General features: G+C 29.3%; 24 protein-coding genes, 2 tRNA genes and 1 pseudogene. 8 read left to right on the top strand and 19 right to left on the bottom strand.

All coding sequences use genetic code 11. The annotated features are described in order from the left end of the window. Positions 1–57: 57 nt before the first annotated feature. Genes AC28QF_RS13125 through AC28QF_RS13105 form a run of 5 tightly spaced genes read right to left on the bottom strand, consistent with a single transcriptional unit; the run spans position 58 to position 1,746 of the window. The gene (locus AC28QF_RS13125) at positions 58–318 is read right to left on the bottom strand and encodes a hypothetical protein (protein WP_488202318.1); all 261 of its coding nucleotides are present in this window, start codon (positions 316–318) and stop codon (positions 58–60) included. Then, the gene (locus AC28QF_RS13120) at positions 318–908 is read right to left on the bottom strand and encodes a helix-turn-helix transcriptional regulator (protein WP_488202319.1); all 591 of its coding nucleotides are present in this window, start codon (positions 906–908) and stop codon (positions 318–320) included. The genes AC28QF_RS13125 and AC28QF_RS13120 overlap by 1 nt, the downstream gene beginning before the upstream one ends. 31 nt (positions 909–939) lie before the next feature. Further along, the gene (locus tag AC28QF_RS13115) at positions 940–1,110 is read right to left on the bottom strand and encodes a hypothetical protein (RefSeq protein ID WP_488202320.1); all 171 of its coding nucleotides are present in this window, start codon (positions 1,108–1,110) and stop codon (positions 940–942) included. An 11-nt stretch (positions 1,111–1,121) separates the two neighbouring features. Then, on the bottom strand, positions 1,122–1,445 hold the full coding sequence (locus tag AC28QF_RS13110) for a hypothetical protein (protein WP_488202321.1): 324 nt from the start codon (positions 1,443–1,445) through the stop codon (positions 1,122–1,124). Between the two features lie 58 nt (positions 1,446–1,503). Then, on the bottom strand, positions 1,504–1,746 hold the full coding sequence (locus AC28QF_RS13105) for a hypothetical protein (protein WP_488202322.1): 243 nt from the start codon (positions 1,744–1,746) through the stop codon (positions 1,504–1,506). A 110-nt stretch (positions 1,747–1,856) separates the two neighbouring features. Between AC28QF_RS13105 and AC28QF_RS13100 the strand changes: the two genes are divergently transcribed. From AC28QF_RS13100 to AC28QF_RS13090, 3 genes are all read left to right on the top strand, one after another. After that, positions 1,857–2,252: a hypothetical protein gene (locus AC28QF_RS13100; protein ID WP_488202323.1), complete on the top strand. Its 396-nt coding sequence runs from the start codon at positions 1,857–1,859 to the stop codon at positions 2,250–2,252. A gap of 3 nt (positions 2,253–2,255) precedes the next feature. Beyond that, positions 2,256–3,167, top strand: coding sequence for a hypothetical protein (locus AC28QF_RS13095; RefSeq protein ID WP_488202324.1), 912 nt, complete (start codon positions 2,256–2,258; stop codon positions 3,165–3,167). Between the two features lie 68 nt (positions 3,168–3,235). Next, positions 3,236–3,601, top strand: coding sequence for a hypothetical protein (locus AC28QF_RS13090; RefSeq protein ID WP_488202325.1), 366 nt, complete (start codon positions 3,236–3,238; stop codon positions 3,599–3,601). Between the two features lie 3 nt (positions 3,602–3,604). Here the strand turns inward: AC28QF_RS13090 and AC28QF_RS13085 are convergent, their stop codons facing one another. The 6 genes from AC28QF_RS13085 to AC28QF_RS13060 form a co-directional block, all read right to left on the bottom strand. After that, positions 3,605–3,787 (bottom strand): hypothetical protein, encoded by a 183-nt coding sequence (locus tag AC28QF_RS13085; protein WP_488202326.1) that lies wholly within the window; start codon positions 3,785–3,787, stop codon positions 3,605–3,607. An 87-nt stretch (positions 3,788–3,874) separates the two neighbouring features. Beyond that, entirely contained in the window at positions 3,875–4,561 is a 687-nt protein-coding gene (locus AC28QF_RS13080; RefSeq protein ID WP_488202327.1) for a hypothetical protein, read from the bottom strand. After that, on the bottom strand, positions 4,533–4,706 hold the full coding sequence (locus AC28QF_RS13075) for a hypothetical protein (protein ID WP_488202328.1): 174 nt from the start codon (positions 4,704–4,706) through the stop codon (positions 4,533–4,535). The genes AC28QF_RS13080 and AC28QF_RS13075 overlap by 29 nt, the downstream gene beginning before the upstream one ends. A gap of 70 nt (positions 4,707–4,776) precedes the next feature. Beyond that, on the bottom strand, positions 4,777–5,418 hold the full coding sequence (locus AC28QF_RS13070; RefSeq protein ID WP_488202329.1) for a response regulator: 642 nt from the start codon (positions 5,416–5,418) through the stop codon (positions 4,777–4,779). A gap of 381 nt (positions 5,419–5,799) precedes the next feature. Beyond that, positions 5,800–6,231, bottom strand: coding sequence for a GNAT family N-acetyltransferase (locus AC28QF_RS13065; RefSeq protein ID WP_488202330.1), 432 nt, complete (start codon positions 6,229–6,231; stop codon positions 5,800–5,802). Next, positions 6,228–7,121, bottom strand: coding sequence for an MBL fold metallo-hydrolase (locus tag AC28QF_RS13060; RefSeq protein WP_488202331.1), 894 nt, complete (start codon positions 7,119–7,121; stop codon positions 6,228–6,230). The genes AC28QF_RS13065 and AC28QF_RS13060 overlap by 4 nt, the downstream gene beginning before the upstream one ends. 685 nt (positions 7,122–7,806) lie before the next feature. On the opposite strand from AC28QF_RS13060, the gene AC28QF_RS13055 reads away from it, so the two are divergent. After that, positions 7,807–7,879, top strand: a tRNA-Gly gene (locus AC28QF_RS13055). A gap of 35 nt (positions 7,880–7,914) precedes the next feature. Here AC28QF_RS13055 and AC28QF_RS13050 read toward each other — a convergent pair. Then, a complete protein-coding gene (locus AC28QF_RS13050; RefSeq protein WP_488202332.1) occupies positions 7,915–8,556 on the bottom strand; it encodes a rhomboid family intramembrane serine protease in 642 nt (213 codons plus the stop codon). 91 nt (positions 8,557–8,647) lie between these two features. Between AC28QF_RS13050 and AC28QF_RS13045 the strand changes: the two genes are divergently transcribed. Continuing rightward, positions 8,648–9,559 carry a lysophospholipid acyltransferase family protein gene (locus AC28QF_RS13045; protein WP_488202333.1) on the top strand — a complete coding sequence of 304 codons (912 nt, stop codon included), beginning with the start codon at positions 8,648–8,650 and terminating at the stop codon, positions 9,557–9,559. A 57-nt stretch (positions 9,560–9,616) separates the two neighbouring features. Here AC28QF_RS13045 and AC28QF_RS13040 read toward each other — a convergent pair. The 3 genes from AC28QF_RS13040 to AC28QF_RS13030 all read right to left on the bottom strand — a co-directional run bounded on the left by AC28QF_RS13040 (position 9,617) and on the right by AC28QF_RS13030 (position 11,618). Further along, positions 9,617–9,692: transfer RNA gene (locus AC28QF_RS13040), tRNA-His, on the bottom strand. A gap of 55 nt (positions 9,693–9,747) precedes the next feature. Then, on the bottom strand, positions 9,748–10,464 hold the full coding sequence (bshB1, locus tag AC28QF_RS13035) for a bacillithiol biosynthesis deacetylase BshB1 (RefSeq protein WP_488202334.1): 717 nt from the start codon (positions 10,462–10,464) through the stop codon (positions 9,748–9,750). Between the two features lie 8 nt (positions 10,465–10,472). Further along, the gene (locus AC28QF_RS13030; RefSeq protein WP_488202335.1) at positions 10,473–11,618 is read right to left on the bottom strand and encodes a trans-sulfuration enzyme family protein; all 1,146 of its coding nucleotides are present in this window, start codon (positions 11,616–11,618) and stop codon (positions 10,473–10,475) included. A gap of 73 nt (positions 11,619–11,691) precedes the next feature. Between AC28QF_RS13030 and AC28QF_RS13025 the strand changes: the two genes are divergently transcribed. Genes AC28QF_RS13025 through AC28QF_RS13015 form a run of 3 tightly spaced genes read left to right on the top strand, consistent with a single transcriptional unit; the run spans position 11,692 to position 13,432 of the window. After that, positions 11,692–12,450, top strand: coding sequence for a Rossmann-like and DUF2520 domain-containing protein (locus tag AC28QF_RS13025; RefSeq protein ID WP_488202336.1), 759 nt, complete (start codon positions 11,692–11,694; stop codon positions 12,448–12,450). Continuing rightward, positions 12,434–12,961 carry a KdsC family phosphatase gene (locus tag AC28QF_RS13020; RefSeq protein ID WP_488202337.1) on the top strand — a complete coding sequence of 176 codons (528 nt, stop codon included), beginning with the start codon at positions 12,434–12,436 and terminating at the stop codon, positions 12,959–12,961. The genes AC28QF_RS13025 and AC28QF_RS13020 overlap by 17 nt, the downstream gene beginning before the upstream one ends. 48 nt (positions 12,962–13,009) lie before the next feature. After that, positions 13,010–13,432, top strand: coding sequence for a DUF2147 domain-containing protein (locus tag AC28QF_RS13015; RefSeq protein WP_488202338.1), 423 nt, complete (start codon positions 13,010–13,012; stop codon positions 13,430–13,432). Between the two features lie 53 nt (positions 13,433–13,485). Here AC28QF_RS13015 and AC28QF_RS13010 read toward each other — a convergent pair whose 3' ends face one another. The 4 genes and pseudogenes from AC28QF_RS13010 to AC28QF_RS12995 all read right to left on the bottom strand — a co-directional run. Then, positions 13,486–15,075, bottom strand: coding sequence for an OmpA family protein (locus tag AC28QF_RS13010; protein ID WP_488202339.1), 1,590 nt, complete (start codon positions 15,073–15,075; stop codon positions 13,486–13,488). A 2-nt stretch (positions 15,076–15,077) separates the two neighbouring features. Further along, on the bottom strand, positions 15,078–16,001 hold the full coding sequence (locus AC28QF_RS13005; RefSeq protein ID WP_488202340.1) for a PorP/SprF family type IX secretion system membrane protein: 924 nt from the start codon (positions 15,999–16,001) through the stop codon (positions 15,078–15,080). Between the two features lie 5 nt (positions 16,002–16,006). Beyond that, positions 16,007–17,230: a T9SS type B sorting domain-containing protein gene (locus AC28QF_RS13000; protein WP_488202341.1), complete on the bottom strand. Its 1,224-nt coding sequence runs from the start codon at positions 17,228–17,230 to the stop codon at positions 16,007–16,009. 22 nt (positions 17,231–17,252) lie between these two features. After that, positions 17,253–18,077, bottom strand: a pseudogene (locus AC28QF_RS12995) (hypothetical protein); the annotation flags it as partial.

Here is an 18,077-nt window from a genome sequence, read left to right as displayed (position 1 = left end):
TTTAATATTTCTAACAAATACCTATCTGCCTTTCTCCTTATGTCTATAGGAATAACATTATACAATTGTCCCTTTTGAGATAAGCACAACTCCATCTGTAAGTTCACTCTCATTTGCTCTATCTGTGTCGAACTGTAGTAATCTTTCTGGATTTTCTTTTTGTGCGCGGGCTCTAAGTTCTTCGATTTTTCCATTGTAAAAAGTCATTAAGCTATTGTACTGCTCTTCGTTGTATTCGGGCGTGTCTTTCTTTTTAATTAAAACAGCCTTCTGATCGTATATTCTTTGTAAATAATTTAATAGTTGTTCTGTATTCATTAGGCTATAATTTTGTGTTTTAATGATAGTTTAAGAAGGTCCATCTTACTTTCTGCTCCCACAGCTTTAAAAAGTTTGGCTTTATGAAAGTCGAAAGTTTTCTGCGATATATTTAAGAAAGAAGCAATTGCTTTATCTGGTTCGTTGTTACCAATTAAATCGATAATTATTAATTGACGAGGCGTTAAAATATGCTCGTTAATATTTATGTTTTTAGAATTCCATAAAAGAGAAGGGCAATTTTGTTGATCTCTAAAATTTTCTGAAGAAGCAAGTTTCCCATTTTCAATATCTGGAGTACAATCTAATTCGCCATACATATAGTAAGTGTATAATTCTATTTGATGGTGTAGCTTATTGGTAATTGCTGATAAGAACTCGATAGCTTTAGCATCTGCTAAATAAGCTTCTTTTAATAATTCGAAAAAACGAACAGGTAAATCGGTGAAGTATCTGGTAGATCCGTTCTGAATCCACAATACTTGTTTTGTTTTTCGTACGCCAACAAACTCTATATTGTTATCGTTTGGCATTACGCCTGCAATTTGTGGTAATTGGTTAAATGTTGTAAATTTGCTACTGTTAATCATTGGTGTAAGATTTAGTGATTAATAAAAAAAATTAAGAGTCCGTAGTTACAGCTGCGGATTTTTTTGTTTTTATACCAGTACTTATGGCATTTGTTATTTTATTTTTTAAATAAACTGATTTAGACAAATCGCTATCATTAACCGCGGCATATGCCTGTACTATGGTTAGTAATTCGTTATGGCTATCTATAAGTTTTTGCATTCTTGATATATTTAAATAGAGATTCTAACGCCATTTTTATCACTATGATAAACATGTACCATTTTACTTCTTAATTTTCCTTTTTGCGTTCTTTGGTTATCAACCCAAATAACATTATTTCTGTCTGTCTGAAATCCCTCACATGTAATTTCAATATTAGATAAATAGCCTTTAGAGCCATTAAAATTCACACTGAACTTGTTTCCGGTTTCCCTATAACCTATTGAACAAATAGCGCTTACTATATGTAAGTCTTCAATCAAAGGCAACTTGAATTTCATTAATAATTGTTCTTGCATCTTATATGGTTTTTTTAAAACTTCTCCGTTCCCCAAAACGGAGAAGAAAATTTACTATGAAACACGTGGTTGTTTACTCGCCAGTAATTTGTTTTTATTGTTTTAATAATGCTTTTCGTGCATCTTTAGCAGCTTTTTTCTCGATTGCTACTTCATAAATAGCTGCTTCAATAACTTCATGTGGTTTACCATTCATAACATTAGTTATCATACTTGCTGAATGCTCATTGCCGTTTCTATTAAAATTTTTGTTTGCTCGTAAATGCTTTTTAACATCACTCACATAACGAGTTCCTATTAACTTTATAATTCTGTTTTTGTCTCCTTTTGAAATCATATAAACCCCCTATTTTTTTATCTAAAGTTTTATGATACTTTAGTGATAGTTTAGTGACACAAACATAAGACAAATATATCCATTAAAAGGAAAATATATCCATTATTTTTATGACCATAAAGGAAAAAATACGTCAATACCTCGTTTTTAAAGGGATTTCCAAAAGAAAATTTACTACAGAAGCTAACCTTTCGGATGGTTTTTTGAAAGGAAACGGAGCAGTAGGAGCGGATAAATTAATCCTAATAAGGAATATTTGTCCAGATCTAAACATCGATTGGTTACTTTTTGATGAAGGAGAAATGATTGTTTCACCTGAAGAAAAAACATTATTAGATAAAAACCCTACTAAATCTGAGAAAGAAAAAAAGCTTTTCGAGCTTTCATTATTCGCCGTTAACACAAAAGTTGATAACCTTGATAAAGATTTTAAAACGTTTAAAAGGGAGTTTTTAGAATTGATTGAAGAAAAGTTAGTGCAAGCTATTAAGAAAAAAGAAATTTAGAATATGCAATTAAAAGAAGTTTTTCTATCTGTTAAAGAAAATATAAAACAAAAATCAACAAATCCATTTTTCGGTGCTTTAATAATTGTTTGGATTATACATAACTGGGAGTTCGTTTACACCATTTTTAATTTTGAATCCCACAAAACTTTAAATAATAAAGTATCCTTTATAAATGACTACTTATATCCCAGCGTATTTATACTAAACCTTTTAGAATGTATTGCTATAACGTTTGGTGTATTAATAGCAACATATATACTCCTAGCTTTAAGTAAATTAATTTCTGACTTTTACAAAAACATTATTACTCCAATAGTTTCTAAGGTAACGAATAAGAGTAGTATAGTTTTAAAAAGTGATTACAAAATACTTGAAGAAGAAAAAGAAACGTTAATAAAAAAAATTGAAGAAGAGAGAAAATCTAAACTTATATATCAAAAAGAAGTGTCTAATCTTGAAGAGCAATTAAAAGAATTTTTAGAAATTAACAACAGAGCTCTGGATGACAATATAATAGGTTCAGATAATAATAATAATAATAATAATATTATTAGTCATAAAAACCTTTCACTGAAAATAAAAGATGATCTAAATACCTTAAAAGAAAAAAAAAATCAATCAGAAGCTGAAAAATATAAAGCAGATTATATCGAATTTATAACTTCTCCAATATATAAGTATTTCCAAGATATAGGTATTTCTATTAGAGAAATTCAAGAATTCCCAAGACATACAAACAGTATTGTTAAAGAAAAATATATTGCACATGATATAGTAGGTATAGATAATTTCGTTAATGGAAATTATACATATAAATTCACTCAAAAAGGTGAATACTTTTGGAACAATTTTATAATTAACTTAGAAATGAATTCGGATGAGCCTATAGACAAACCCTTCAAAATAATATAGTTTAGTATATGGTTACTAATAAATAGATAAAAAAGTAAAGAGAATTATTAAAGATAAAGAATAAGTGAATGGCTTCTAAAACCTCAGAAATTAAACAACGATTGCGAGAATACACAATACATAAAGGGTATTCGCAAAGAAAGCTTCACAAACTAATCAATGCTTCAGATAGTTTTTTAAAAAGTGATGGTGGTTTTAATGTTGATTTCTTACCTGCTATAAAAAAAACCTGCACGGATTTAAATATGGATTGGTTGGTTTATAATGAAGGAGAAATGTTGCTTACTACTGAAGGAGCTAAATACCAAAACATTAAGTTGTCTTCTATAGATACCAAAGTAGAGAATCTTAGTAACAATTTTACAACACTTAAACATGAGTTTTTAGAGCTGGTTTCAGAGAAATTAGAGAATGCAATTAAAAATAAAAATTAAAACTTAATTCAACCCAAATAATAAATTGTACCCTGATTTTTTCTGGGTATTTTTTTTTGCTTTTAACTCTTCTAATTCATTTTTTAAGGTAAGTAGCTCGTAATATTTTTCAAAGTCATTTAGCGCTGGGTTCTGTTCTATTTTATTAATTTCTTTATTAATTTCAATCAACTTTTTTAAATCCATCTTAATTTTAGGTAATAGTAATCTTATACGAATACATCGTATAGTATTAAAAGTGTATAAAGGAATTTAAGTACCAGCTGGGTTAGCTTATTTGTTTTTAGCAATCTGCTTAATTAAATCAAGCATTTCTTCTCTTTTTTCGGGTTTAGTATTTTTAAAGGTAAATTCAGCTACTTCCATTAAGTTAGTCTTTAACCGTTCCTCTTTTGTCTTTTTATCTTTAAATAAAAAATACAACGCAATGAAAACTAAACATGCAGAAAGTAATGTCATAAATATATATGCAAATTTGCTAAAATCTTGGAACTGCTGGAAGATCCAAAAAAAATAGAAAAAGCAAACCGATAAAATAAATACATGAGTGAATTTATGACCAGGGTTTTCTTTGTTATTATAAATAGACTTAATCAAGTTATATAAAGCGTATATGAAAAAACAAAATATTAAACCAAATCGTTCAACAAAATACCTTAACGATTTAAATCCAAAAATTTTTTCATTTTTTTTCACTTTCATAAAATCATCCCATAACAAATTAGTTTTTTTGTCTTGAGCTTGAAACTGGTTAAATAATTCAGTTCCTTCTGAGTTTTTAATTATCTCTTTATTTATTTTTGTTCTTTCATTTTTTGCAGATTTATGCAAATTTAAGGCAATATCATAACCTTCACTCCGCTTATCAATAAACTGATGTGTATAAAAAGATACTGCACATAGTACAATAACTATGTAAACAAAATATTCTTTAAAGGTCGTTGTTCCCTTCTTCTTCATCGTCGCCTCCAACGTGCGTATCTCCGTCTTTGGTGATTGAGTGTAACTCTTGTTTTTCATTTTCTGGTACTAGTTTATCGTTATCTGTACAAGAGATAAAACCTAAAAAAAACACTAATGCTACTACTCTAACTAAATTTTTCATATCCTATATATCTTTAAAAATTAAGCTTTAAAAATACAATTAAAATATTAGCAATTAATATGTCTAAATTTTACCTCTTTAAGAATAATTCGGTTTTATGTTTTACAGCTAATAAAGCAAGCTGTATGTTTGTTTTAACTCCTAAATTTCTTCGCAATCTTTCAGTGTAACTTCTAAATGTTGTAGCTTTTATTTCCATTTCTTCACAAATATGGTCCTGATCAAAACCTTCAACTAAAAACTTTAAAACTTCTGTTTCTTTTTTAGAAAGCACATCAGTAATTAATAATTGATTCGGGTTTTCTAATTTCATATCTATAACAGTATCTCTAACGACTTCAGAAAAGTAAGTTTTACCATTATATACCGCTTTTACTGCCTCTGTAATACAAAAGCCAGCCTCTTCTTTTAAAATATAGCCTTTAGCTCCTAATTCAATTGATGTGCCAATAGATTCTGAATCACAATAACTTGTTACCATTATTGTTTTTATAGAGCTTTTTGTTTTTTTTAGGTGTTTTAAAACATCAAATCCATTATAATACGGCATTGAAATATCTAACAACAAAACATCACAATAATTATTATCTAACCAATCAATTAAACCAAGTCCGTTAGTGGAGGAACCAACAACATTAATCCCTTCAGCATTCATCATTGCCTTATAGCCTTCTATAACTACTGGATGATCATCTACTAAAAATAATTTCATTCTTCTTCAATTAATTTTCACAAATATATATGTTTGGAATAATTAAAATTGTGGACGTTTGTCGCAAATGATAAAAAAGTGATACTTTCGTGATAGCTTACTGATAATACTTGAAATTATTAGGAGTTTTAACTGTAGATTTAAATAATAAACTATGTGATTTTTCAATAAAAAAGTAAAACTAAATATCCTGTAACCTTTAATTTTAAAGGTTTTTTTTGAGGTTTACGCGTGTCAAAAACTCACCATTAGGATATCGATTTCATAAAAATAAAAACTGTAACCAATTGAATATCAGTGCTAAATATTTACAAAAAGAGGTATTATAAAATCTGCTTCTCGCTACTAAACTCAAACTTAACGGTTTGAGTTTTTTTTTACCTAAATTTTAGTAAACATTTTAAAATGCACACCTACTTTATCAACATTAAACGCTGCTCCTATTTTACTAAAAGATTGCTTTTCATAAAAACAAACTGCCTCTTTTCGAGCATTACACCATAAAACAAGTGTATTTTTTTTTCTTAAAATATTTTTCACTTCATTAATTATCTTTTTTCCACAACCTTTACCTCTTACTTTTAAGATTGTTGCCATTCCTCTTAATTGATATTGATTTTCTTCAAAACCATTCATTTTATTCTGAATAAAAGTAGCAACTCCCACTAACTCATTTTTATAATAGGCGCCCAAATGAAAAGTACTCTCATCAAAGTCTTCTTTAAATTTATAAGGTAAATCAATTTCATTTCGCAAAATAGCTAATCTAATTTCATATGTTTCTTCTGCTTTTATTTCTTTAATATTAATCATTTCTTCTCTTTTAAACTCTTATAAATAGTTTCTCTAATTTTTTTAGCAGAGATAAACCACGCTCCGTATTCCTCCTTATACTCTTTGGTAATATTATTATCGTTAGATACTTCATCAAACGATTTTCCTTCATTTACCGCTTTTTGCACACGATTTCTTAAGGTAACCAACATGCTTTTATAAATTTTTAACTCTTTTTTACTAGAAACACTTCTATGCCCAGGAATAATTTTTGTTTTATCATCTGCAAGCATCAAAACCTTATTTATAGACGCTATATAACCATCAATACTTCCACCCGTTTCTATGTCGATAAAAGGAAATTTTCCTTGAAAATAAGTATCTCCCATATGTATTACATTACTATTCAAAAAGTATACATGAGAATCCCCATCGGTATGTGCGTTATGAACATGAGATACTAAAATCTCTTCATCATCTATATGAAACATCATATCTTTAGAAAAGGTTATTACAGGTAATGCTTCTTTTGGTACTGCTTTTTTGTTTTTTCCGTTTATAACTTGATCAATACTCATTCTTTTCCTAACATTTTCCTGCGAAAATATTAAAACGCCTTCTTTTTTTAGATTTTCATTTCCTCCTGTATGATCTCCATGCCAATGTGTGTTAACTAAATATTTTATTGGTTTATTTGTAATTTCTTTAATTTTACTGATAATTTTATTTGTTAAGGGCGCAAACTGATCATCAATCATAAAAACACCTTCCTTTCCTACAAAAATCCCGATATTTCCACCTTGACCTTGCAACATATAAATATTTTCTGTTATTTTTTCAGAAGTAATTTTCACTTCTTTTTTTTGAGAAAAAACACCTAAACTAAATACACCTAATAAACTTACTACTATTACTTTTTTAAATTTCATGATTTTGATTTTAAATACACAACTATTAACGGACTTCGCACTTTGCAATTACAAGAAGTAAGTTACCATATAATTATAAAAAACAAAACTCTTATTTATATTCTATAAAATTTTAAACTATTAATCAATATCAGCTTTAAACCTATTGATAAAAAAGATAGACTAAGTATTCTTCCGTTACTAAAAAAGATAAATAAAACTACCCCTACTCATGTTTTAAAAGAACGTGTGTTAGAAATGGCTACTTATAACACCTATGAGTGTGTTGGTATTTTTGATAATGATTTATTAATTGGTATTTCTGGACTTTGATATAGTATGCGTCATTATCTCGAAAAAAGTATAGAACCAGGTCATGTTTCAATTTATGAAACATACCGCGGTAAAAATTTAGGAAAGCTTTTTTTGAATTGATTTACGAATATACAAAAGCTAAAGGATGTGAAGCAGCCGAATTAAACACTTATACAAGCAATAGAAAGTCGCATAAATTTTATTATAATGAAAAATTTGATATCTATGGTTTTCATTTCGTGAAAGTTATGAGAGAAGATCAAAAATTTTATTAATTTTATGTAAAAAACCATTGTAAATTCTAGAAACTATTTTATATTTGCAACCGCTTTACAATAGAACTTGTTTTTATTTAAAAGCACAGCAAGTAATTGCAACAATCTTTACCAATGCGAAAGTAGCTCAGTTGGTAGAGCGTCAGCCTTCCAAGCTGAATGTCGCCAGTTCGAACCTGGTCTTTCGCTCAAAAAGCCGAAACATTTGTTTCGGCTTTTTTTATTTACTTCTTTAATTTATCTCCAAACAAAAATAAGCCTACTATAATCACCCCGATAATTCCGATCATTAAAGTATTATTCCCCACCACACTCGGCTTTAATAATATTGTTAATACATAACCTCCTATTGCACCACCTAAATGCGCAGAGTGCCCTACGTTACCTAATTGATTTTTCATACCGTATATTGAATACAATAAATACCCAATACCAAAAATATAACCTGGTAGAGGAATAGGAATTGGCAACATGATTAACTCCATGCCTGGATACAGCATTATTGATGAAAAAATAACACCAGATACAGCTCCCGAAGCACCCACAGCACTGTAATACAATTCTTTTTTATGTTGATATAATGAATACATACTTCCTGCAACCAAACTAACAACGTAAATCAACAAGAAATAAGGAATTCCAAAATTAACAACCACTACTTTGCCAAAAAGATACAAAGCATACATGTTAAACCCCAAATGCATCCAATCTACATGTAAAAAACCAGATGTTAACATTCGTAATTTCTCTCCGCTTAGTATTTTTTGTACTTGAAATTTATATCTATCAAAAAAAATAAGATCATTAAAACCTTTATAAGAGATTAAAACATTTGCGACTATTAGTATTAAAATAATTTGACTCATATTTTATATTTATTGTCACAAAAATAATCAAAAGTTAATAAAGTTAATGATTGATAATTTAATACGATATTTGCATTTTTAAATTTATAATATGAAGTTTTTCACTTTTGCTATTACCTACCCTTTTATATGGTTACTATCAAGATTACCTATGGGGATCTTATATTTAATTTCTGACTTTTTCTTTTTTTTTCTATACCATATTATAGGTTACAGAAAAAAAACTATTGTAGGTAATTTAAATACAGCTTTCCCTAATAAAAAAAGAAAAGAGATAAATAAATTATCAAGAAAATTTACTAGACACTTTGTTGATTTAATTTTTGAAAGCATAAAATCTTTTACTATTAGCGAAAAAGAAATACTTAAAAGATATAAGTACAAAAACCCTGAACTTATAAACGAATTAACAAAACAAGGAAAAAGCATCGCATTAGTTGGTGCCCACCAAGCAAATTGGGAATGGGCTTTTGCAATGCCTAAACTCTTAGATATTAATTGCTACGGAGCCTATACTAAAATACAAAATCCTTATTTCGAAAAAAAGATAAAAGCCTCAAGAACCAAATTTGGTTTCGAAGGAGTTCCTACAATTGAATTTAATAAAACTATTAGTAGCAGAGAAGCAAAAAAGATACAAACTCTTTATATTTTACTTAGTGACCAATCACCTAAAGTACGTAAAACTAGATATTGGTCTCATTTTTTAAATGAAAAAGTTCCAGTTCATACTGGTGCCGAAATCTTAGCTAAAAAATACGATTTAATAGTCGTTAACATGAACACGACTAAGATTAAACGAGGGTATTTTGAGACTGAATTTGAATTAATTACAGATTCTCCTAAAGATTTTAATGATTTTGAAATAACGGATAAATTTATAGAAATAACAGAAAGAAATATAAATAAACAACCTGAGTGTTATTTATGGACACACAAACGCTTTAAACATAAAGACAAATACGACGAATGGTTAAAAATCAGAAAAACTTCTCAAAAATAATTGAGAAGTTTTTTTTGCTGTAAATTAAAAAAGTCTTCTCAAATGAGAAGACTTTTTGGGTGGAAGACGGGATTCGAACCCGCGACCCTCGGTACCACAAACCGATACTCTAACCAACTGAGCTACAACCACCATGTAACTTGCGGGTGCAAATATACAACAGTTTCTAACTTCTGCAAAACTTTTTTTTAAATTAATTTACTTAAATTTTCAACAGCAACGTAACGCTCTGAGGTAAAACCTTCTGCATAATCTACACCTATTAATCTTCCTAAATCTTTTGCTCTATAATTTATACTATCCGTAAAATTCTTACTTGTTATTGGCGTTTCTGGCTCATTACTTGTCGGATCAAAGAACTGAGAACTGTATGCTAAAACTGAAGCTTCTTTTTTATCCATAAATCCAGTTACATCAACTACAAAATCTGGCTCAATATTTTTCCATTGTATGTAATGATACACTTGTTTCGGTCGCCACTTTTCTTGTAGCTCACCATCTAATTCAGTTTCAATCTTCATTAAACCACTTAAAAAACAAGCATCTGAAACAACTTTACTTCCTTTCGGATGATCAATATGTCTATCATCAATTGCATTGCATAATACAATATCTGGCTTGTACTTGCGAATCATCTTTATAATTGCCAATTGATGCTCTTTATCATTAATAAAAAAACCATCAGCAAAGCCTAAATTTTCACGAACGGAAACTCCTAGAATCTCAGCAGAATTTGCAGCTTCTATATCTCTAATATCAGCAGAACCTCTTGTACCAAGTTCTCCCCTAGTTAAATCTACAATACCTACTTTTTTACCTAATGATATTTCTTTCGCAATCGTAGCGCCACAACCTAATTCAACATCATCTGGATGCGCTCCGAACGCCAATATATTTAATTTCATCTATTTTATTATTTTAAAGCTTGCTCTATATCTTCTATTAAATCTTCTGTTTCTTCTATACCTACTGAAAAACGAATTAAACCATCCTTTATTCCTTGATTTGATCTTTCTTCGGATGATAATAAAGAGTGAGAAGTTTCAGAAGGACTTAACATCGTGCTTTCAATACCCGCTAAACTCATTGATGGCTTTATTAATTGTAATTTATTCATAAAATCTATCGCGTTTAAATTTTCATTTAACTCAAAAGAAAGCATCCCTCCGTAGTATTTCATTTGAGAAACTGCTAGCTCATGATTTTCATGAGATTTTAAACCCGGATAATACACTTTTGATACTTGCTTATTACTCTCTAAATAAGTCGCCATTTTTAAAGCATTTTCACTTTGATGCTTTACCCTTAAATTTAACGTTTTTAAACTACGTTCTAACATCCAAACTGTAAAATCACTTAAACTTCCTCCTAAGTTTTTGGCAAGATTCCAAATTCTATCAATATGCTTATCTGATGCAGCTACGGCTCCTGCTAAAATATCAGAATGTCCTCCCATATATTTGGTTGCCGAATGCAGCATAATATCAATATCAAAATCAGCAGGTGTTTGGTTTATTGGCGATGCAAATGTATTATCAATCATTGATATAATATTATGCTTCTTAGCTAAATCAGCCACTGCTTTTATATCAACAATTTTTAATAACGGGTTTGACGGAGTTTCAATAAAAATAACCTTTGTATTAGGTTTAACTTCTTTTTTAAACGCCGCTATATCTAAACTACTCGTAAATGAATATTCAATTCCGAATTTATCAAACTCCTCAACAACAAAATTATATGTACCGCCGTATAATGTTTCTTGCAAAATAACATGATCTCCTTTTTGTAAAAAAGCAAGCATTGTTGTGCTTATTGCTGCCATTCCTGATCCAAAAATTAAAGCTCCTTCTGTTTTCTCTAGAGCTGCTATCTTCTTACATAAATACTCTTGATTAGGCGTATTAAATGAACGTGGATATCTTTTTACATCTACCGCATCAAATTCATAAGATGTAGACATGAATATAGGCGAAATGGCTCCTTTAAATTGCTCGTCTTTTATTTCTCCTACATGCGTACATATAGTATTTATACCTAGTTCACCGGTTTTTTTCATCTTTACAAAATTTAGCAGCTAATTTACTAAATCCATTTTCGTTTTGAAATAAAATATCGATATCTTCGTACTTATGATTAGAATTGCCATTATTGGAGGCGGAAATGTAGCAACACACTTAGCGAGTGCTTTTAATAAAACTAAAGAAGTTTCTTTAGTACAAGTGTATGCTAGAAATATTGAGCAAATTGCGTTTTTAAAGCAAGAAGTTAGCGTAACAGATAACTTAGACTTATTAAAAGATGCCGATGTTTATATCATTGCTGTTTCTGATGATGCTATAACTGAAGTTTCATCAAAAATTAACAAAAAAGATAGCCTAATTGTTCACACCTCTGGAAGCGCTTCATTAGACTCACTAAAAAACAAAGGTAGAAAAGGTGTTTTTTACCTATTGCAAAGTTTCTCTAAAGACAAGGCTGTTGATTTTAGTGAAATTCCGTTTTGCCTAGAGGCTGAAAACGAAGAAGATTTAACTACGCTAAAAACAATTGCCAAGGCTATCGGAAAAAAAATATACGCTATTAATTCCGAACAGCGTAAAACAATACATGTAGCCGCTGTTTTTGTAAACAACTTTACAAACCACTTTTATAAAATTGGTGAAGATATCTGCAAAGAACATCAAGTTCCTTTTGAAATTTTACAACCTTTAATTCAGGAAACAGCCAAGAAAATCATTTCCTTAAATCCAGAAGAAGCTCAAACTGGACCCGCAAAGAGAAACGATCAAAAAACGATTCAGAATCATTTAGCATTACTCAATAAAGAACAACAAGAAATGTATCAACTTATTACAAAATCAATCCAAAATAATGGAAAAAAGCTATAAAGAAATATTACCTCAAATAGATACTTTAATTTTTGACGTGGACGGTGTTTTAACAAACGGAATCGTAACCGTTTTTCCTGACGGACAATTAGTCCGCCAAATGAATATTAAAGATGGATATGCTTTAAAAGCAGCTGTAAAAGCAGGTTTTAAGGTTTGTATTATTTCTGGAGGAAAGAATGAAGGAGTTCGTACTCGATTAGCTAACTTAGGTATTACTGATATTTATTTAGGCGCGCATGATAAAGTTAAACAGTTTAACGAACTTATAGAAAAGTATAATTTAAAATCAGAAAACGTGTTATACATGGGTGATGATATTCCTGATTATCCGGTTATGAAACTAGTTGGAATGCCATGTTGCCCTAATGATGCTGCTAGAGAAATTCAACAAGTATCTAAATATATCTCTGATAAAAATGGCGGAGATGGCTGTGCTCGCGATATTATAGAACAAGTATTAAAGGTTCAAGAAAAATGGAACAACAATTTTGATGCTCAGTACGATTAAATGGAACAATTTTTGAAAACTAATTATTATCTTAAAAACACAATAAAAATGAAAAACACTATTTTAATTTTTTTATTAATTATTAGCTCTTCTATAAGTGCTCAAACTATTTTTGGTAAATGGGAAAACCGTGATGAAGAAACCAATAAGGTAGATTCGGTAATTGAAGTTTATGAAAAAGGCGGCAAGGCTTTTGCTAAAATTATAGAAATTACCGATATAGATAAACAAGATGTTTTGTGCACTGAATGTAGTGGTAAACGTAAAAATACTCCTATTTTAGGAATGAATATTTTAACTGGTTTAGAAAAAGATGGTGATGAATGGAGCGGTGGAAAAATACTAGATCCTAAAAACGGAAAAGAATATAAGTGTTATATTCAGCTAGAAACTAGTAATAAATTAAAGGTACGTGGTTATCTTGGTTTTGCTGCCTTTGGTAGAACTTCATATTGGTATCGTAAAAAATAATTTTTTTTTAACTGCAATAGAAACTTTCTTGCTGTTTCTATTGCAGTTAAAATTTATTTAATTATTAAAAAATTTGTTCTCCTGTTCATTAAATGTTCTTCTCTAGTACATTTAACAGTATTTAAACATTTGTTTTCTATTGCGTTTTCCCCGTAACCTTCATAGAAAACTCTTTTAATTGACACACCTTTTTTTACAATATAATTCTTAATCGATAAGGCTCTCTTTTTAGAAAGTTGCAAATTATACAAATCCGTTCCTCTACTATCAGTATGTGAATTAACTTTAACTTTTATTTGAGGGTACCTTAACATTATATCTACCAACTTATCTAACTTACTCTTACTATCTTCACTAACTTTATAATTATTGTAGCCAAAATAAATATTACCTACAATTATTTGTAATTTATTATCTATAATTTTCACTATTTTTTCTGATAAAATATCTTTTTCTAGAAAAAACTCATATTTGCTTTCCCCTTCGCTTGTTTTAAAAACCTTTTTTAGCTCAGAATATCCTTTTTTAAATGCTGAAAGTTCAAACTTTTTTAAATTGCATTTTTTAACAAACATAAAAGCACCTGTACTTTTAGTTATTTCAGCTCTTAATAGTTTTTCATTATCTGGTTTTAAAAATGCTTTAACATTATTTAAAGGCTCTAAAGTTTTAATATCTTTAAATACAATTTGAATAGAGTCTTGGCATGTTTTTTTCTCTCCCGAAGCCTTAAACGAATAAATATCATCACCTCCCTTACCCCCTAACCGATTTGATGAAAAATAACCTTTATTGAATCCTTTCGTTTTATAAAAAGCAAAATCATCAGATTCACTATTTATTGGAGCACCTATATTTTTTACAATAAGGGTATCCTTATTCAAATTAGTATAATAAATATCTAACCCCCCAATACCTTCTTTAAATCCGTTTGAGGAATAATACAAAATATTATTTTCATCTACAAAAGGAAACATTTCTTTTCCATTTGTATTTACTTCTGGACCTAAATTTTTAACAGGAGAAAAAGACCCATCTGGTAAAATATTAACCATATAGATATCTGTTAAACCATAACCACCAGGCATATCTGATATAAAGTATAGTTTTTTTTGATCTTTACTAAGCCAAGGATGTCCTGTAGAATATTTTGATGAATTAAAAGGTAATTCTTTTATATTACTCCATTTATTTGCTATCAATTTAGCACTATATAATTTTAATATTATTAATTGCTTTATTTTTTTACTAGTTGATGTACTTAAATTATTGGTTGTAAAGTACATTATAGTTTTATTAGCATTAAAAGAAACCGAACTTATATGGTGCTGTATTTTGTTGTTAGTATTAAATAATTCTTCGTTAGTGTAAACATCTTTTACTTTATTCTTAATTGTGTAAACTTTTAAAAAAGGCTGCATATTATCTTTCCAAATTTTTTGATTTCTTTTTGTTTTTTTAGAACTTGTAAATAATAATGTACTATCATCATATTTTAAAGCTCCAAAATCTGAATATTTAGAATTAATAGCTAGGTTTTTTACCTCAATAGAATCAAATTTTCTGTCTTGAGATTTAACCATTATGGTTAACAATAAAGTAAAAAACAGTATAGGATATTTTTTATTATTTATAAAATTCATATTTAAAAGTATCTAGGTGATAAATATTTTTTCTCAATTAACTGAAAATCAAAAAGAAGTATTAGTTCATGCGAACCTGAATTAAATTCGCTAAGATTAGATATTGTATGATCATATGCATATCCAATTCGTAAACTATCGTTTACTCTAAAATTAAGAATACCACTCCATGAATCTTCTATACGATGAGAAACTCCAACCTCAAATTTATTTTTCCATAATACATTCAATGAAACATCTAACGAAAGTGGTGATTGATTTACATATTTTGCTAAAATAGATGGCTTTAATTTAAATTGATTTTTTAGATTAAATACGTATCCTGTTGTTAAAAAACTATGCATTTCTTCAGATGCTCTAGAAATTGTTCTTGCTGATTTTTTAAAATGTAAAGACTCTAATAAATTAGGAATAGATGCGCCTAGGTAAAAATTTTCTCTGTAATAAAATAATCCAAAACCAAAATTCGGATGTGTTTTATTTACATTTTGACTAAACTTAGGGTCATTGGCTTCGGTCTGCGTTAAACTTAACAATCCTATTTGTTGAAAAGTAGCGCCCGCTTTTAAACCAAATGCTAATTTAGATTTTTGAGACATTTTTATAGTAAAAGAGAAATCAGCATAAGCATGTGTTTCGGTAACTGGCCCCGTTTTATCATGAATTAAGGATACTCCCGCTCCCAGATTGTTTCCTATTGGACTATGAACAAAAGCTGAAAAAGATTTCGGAGCTCCATTAACACCTACCCATTGTGCTCTAGCTAAAAAACCTACATTTATGGCCTCATTACTACCTGCATAAGCAGGGTTAACCATTGCCATATTGTACATATACTGTGTATATTGAGGATCTTGTTGTGCTAAATTTTTTGTACTTATAGATAAACAAATAAGTACTATTATATTAGTTATATATTTCTTCATATGTTTTATTTATTTAGATACAACCAACCTTGATAAGGTTTAGTTACACCATCATTAAAGTAAATAATATACCAATAAGTAGCAGCAGGCGCCGTTTTACTATTTCCAGATATTGAAACTCCTTTTTCAGATTTACCATTCCACCATAAAGGATTTAAATTTCCATTATTTTTATAATCATACACAATACTTCCATACCTATTATATATTTTTATTTTAAAATTAGGATATTCATCTACTAATCCTGGAATCATAAATACATCATTAACACCATCTCCATCAGGAGAAAAAGAATCAGAAAAATCTAAATCAGGTACAATATCACTATTTGATTTATTCGCTAAAGTAAATACACCAAATTCATTTACCGTTGCTGTAATTTCTTTATTTAAAATATCAATCTCACCTCCTTCATTTATCCATTTTACACCATCCCATCTAACAATAATAATTTCATTAGGCTTAGATCTTATAAAATTGGGAGTTGTAATATCATTCCATGTTAAAGTAACCGCAACATCCGAGTTGCCAACTTCTCTATTAATTTCCCAAAACTCATTCATATCTATTAAACCAATAGAATCTTCTTTGTTGCTATGCGAAAAATTTACATCAGAATTCGACCAATTAAAAGCTACAAAAAACTGATCCGTAACATCGGCTGGCGCACTAATTGCTGCTGGTCGTACAATAAAAGTATCTGCTTGATAATCTCCCACAGGAAACACAAAAGCTGTGTTCCCTATTTTTCTAGATTTATTATTTGCATAACTTTGATTACCTAAGTTTTCATAATCTGCATTGGCTTGAAAATTCAATACTCCTTGTGCAGTTTCATGTACAATACCTTGCTGAAAAAATGAAGTCCCATTTATGTTAATTTCTTTATCTAAAGAAAAAGCAAACGAACCAAAAGTATTATTAAACTCTATATCGTAACAATTAGTTACTCCGTTTCCATTAATAGTTTGCTCTTGATTTCCTACAAAGTTTAAAACACTTGTATTTTGTGCCGTAGTAAAACTAACTGTACCATTGTTTGTTAGGTTATTAAATAAATATAAATCGCCGTTATTCACTAATTCAGCTCCATTACTATTTACTATATCTTCATATATACTTACTGTTATATTTGGGTTGATGTAAATATCACCTTCATTAACAAATTGAGCATTTAAATTGTGTATAATACAAATAGCTATTATTAATAATATATAAGTTTTTTTCATAATTATAAATTTTAATTATTTATTATATATCACCATCAATAACATACCAATAAAAGTTTGTATCTGGATCTTCACCACATTGATAAGTTACTGATGAATTAACTCCTAGAATTGAAAGACCAACTGCATTTAAAAGGGATCCTTTTATTTGATTTCCGCCTCCAACAACTCCAATATTCAAACCTAAATTCAAAAGCCCTCCTCTATACACTATAGTAATCTTATTGCCTTTATTCCCCAAGAATGGTACAGGCAACTCAACATCACCTATACTTATAGCAATAAGACTTGTATTTTGAAAAATAACCGTCCCATCTGTATTATCAATCGTAGTTGTAACAGCTGAATCAGTCAAAACGCGTATATTATTTAACCTACTTAAATTTGTAATATTAGTTGTATTCGTATTAATATTAGTAGTATTTGTTGTTACATTACCTGCAAGAGTAGAAGTACTTAAATCTACAGTTGAACTAGATTTTGTTATACTAATTGTATTACCACTTAAAGAAATATCTTGTTCATCTTCATCTACTAAAACCCATGTAGTACCATCAACCGTTTTGTACAAATTACCATTAGAAGTATTGGTATACAATTGCCCTGCAGCTCCTGTAACCGCTCCATTAGGAGCTATAACACCTGTAAGCGTGCCAGAAGCTCCGGTAGCTCCAGTGGCTCCTACTAAGCTCGTTGCTGCGCCCCAAGCTCCTGCCGTTTTAGCTCCGTAAATTGTATTATTGGTTGTATCAATATAAAAATCACCGTCTATTCCAAGTCCTGCTAAGGGAACGCCTGCTCCATTTAAAACACTGCTTCCGTCTGATCCATTTGTTCCTGAAGATCC

The organism is Tenacibaculum sp. M1.3A (assembly GCF_057732375.1).
The sequence above is the reverse complement of the archived record's forward strand: the minus strand, read 5'-3'. Positions and strand labels throughout refer to the sequence as shown.

Excerpts from the sequence above, each read along its gene's own strand:
- AC28QF_RS13125 (WP_488202318.1), bottom strand. The coding sequence starts at position 318 with ATGAATACAGAACAACTATTAAATTATTTACAAAGAATATACGATCAG.
- AC28QF_RS13120 (WP_488202319.1), bottom strand. The coding sequence starts at position 908 with ATGATTAACAGTAGCAAATTTACAACATTTAACCAATTACCACAAATT.
- AC28QF_RS13115 (WP_488202320.1), bottom strand. The coding sequence starts at position 1,110 with ATGCAAAAACTTATAGATAGCCATAACGAATTACTAACCATAGTACAG.
- AC28QF_RS13105 (WP_488202322.1), bottom strand. The coding sequence starts at position 1,746 with ATGATTTCAAAAGGAGACAAAAACAGAATTATAAAGTTAATAGGAACT.
- AC28QF_RS13100 (WP_488202323.1), top strand. The coding sequence starts at position 1,857 with ATGACCATAAAGGAAAAAATACGTCAATACCTCGTTTTTAAAGGGATT.
- AC28QF_RS13095 (WP_488202324.1), top strand. The coding sequence starts at position 2,256 with ATGCAATTAAAAGAAGTTTTTCTATCTGTTAAAGAAAATATAAAACAA.
- AC28QF_RS13090 (WP_488202325.1), top strand. The coding sequence starts at position 3,236 with ATGGCTTCTAAAACCTCAGAAATTAAACAACGATTGCGAGAATACACA.
- AC28QF_RS13085 (WP_488202326.1), bottom strand. The coding sequence starts at position 3,787 with ATGGATTTAAAAAAGTTGATTGAAATTAATAAAGAAATTAATAAAATA.
- AC28QF_RS13080 (WP_488202327.1), bottom strand. The coding sequence starts at position 4,561 with ATGAAGAAGAAGGGAACAACGACCTTTAAAGAATATTTTGTTTACATA.
- AC28QF_RS13075 (WP_488202328.1), bottom strand. The coding sequence starts at position 4,706 with ATGAAAAATTTAGTTAGAGTAGTAGCATTAGTGTTTTTTTTAGGTTTT.
- AC28QF_RS13070 (WP_488202329.1), bottom strand. The coding sequence starts at position 5,418 with ATGAAATTATTTTTAGTAGATGATCATCCAGTAGTTATAGAAGGCTAT.
- AC28QF_RS13065 (WP_488202330.1), bottom strand. The coding sequence starts at position 6,231 with ATGATTAATATTAAAGAAATAAAAGCAGAAGAAACATATGAAATTAGA.
- AC28QF_RS13060 (WP_488202331.1), bottom strand. The coding sequence starts at position 7,121 with ATGAAATTTAAAAAAGTAATAGTAGTAAGTTTATTAGGTGTATTTAGT.
- AC28QF_RS13050 (WP_488202332.1), bottom strand. The coding sequence starts at position 8,556 with ATGAGTCAAATTATTTTAATACTAATAGTCGCAAATGTTTTAATCTCT.
- AC28QF_RS13045 (WP_488202333.1), top strand. The coding sequence starts at position 8,648 with ATGAAGTTTTTCACTTTTGCTATTACCTACCCTTTTATATGGTTACTA.
- bshB1 (WP_488202334.1), bottom strand. The coding sequence starts at position 10,464 with ATGAAATTAAATATATTGGCGTTCGGAGCGCATCCAGATGATGTTGAA.
- AC28QF_RS13030 (WP_488202335.1), bottom strand. The coding sequence starts at position 11,618 with ATGAAAAAAACCGGTGAACTAGGTATAAATACTATATGTACGCATGTA.
- AC28QF_RS13025 (WP_488202336.1), top strand. The coding sequence starts at position 11,692 with ATGATTAGAATTGCCATTATTGGAGGCGGAAATGTAGCAACACACTTA.
- AC28QF_RS13020 (WP_488202337.1), top strand. The coding sequence starts at position 12,434 with ATGGAAAAAAGCTATAAAGAAATATTACCTCAAATAGATACTTTAATT.
- AC28QF_RS13015 (WP_488202338.1), top strand. The coding sequence starts at position 13,010 with ATGAAAAACACTATTTTAATTTTTTTATTAATTATTAGCTCTTCTATA.
- AC28QF_RS13010 (WP_488202339.1), bottom strand. The coding sequence starts at position 15,075 with ATGAATTTTATAAATAATAAAAAATATCCTATACTGTTTTTTACTTTA.
- AC28QF_RS13005 (WP_488202340.1), bottom strand. The coding sequence starts at position 16,001 with ATGAAGAAATATATAACTAATATAATAGTACTTATTTGTTTATCTATA.
- AC28QF_RS13000 (WP_488202341.1), bottom strand. The coding sequence starts at position 17,230 with ATGAAAAAAACTTATATATTATTAATAATAGCTATTTGTATTATACAC.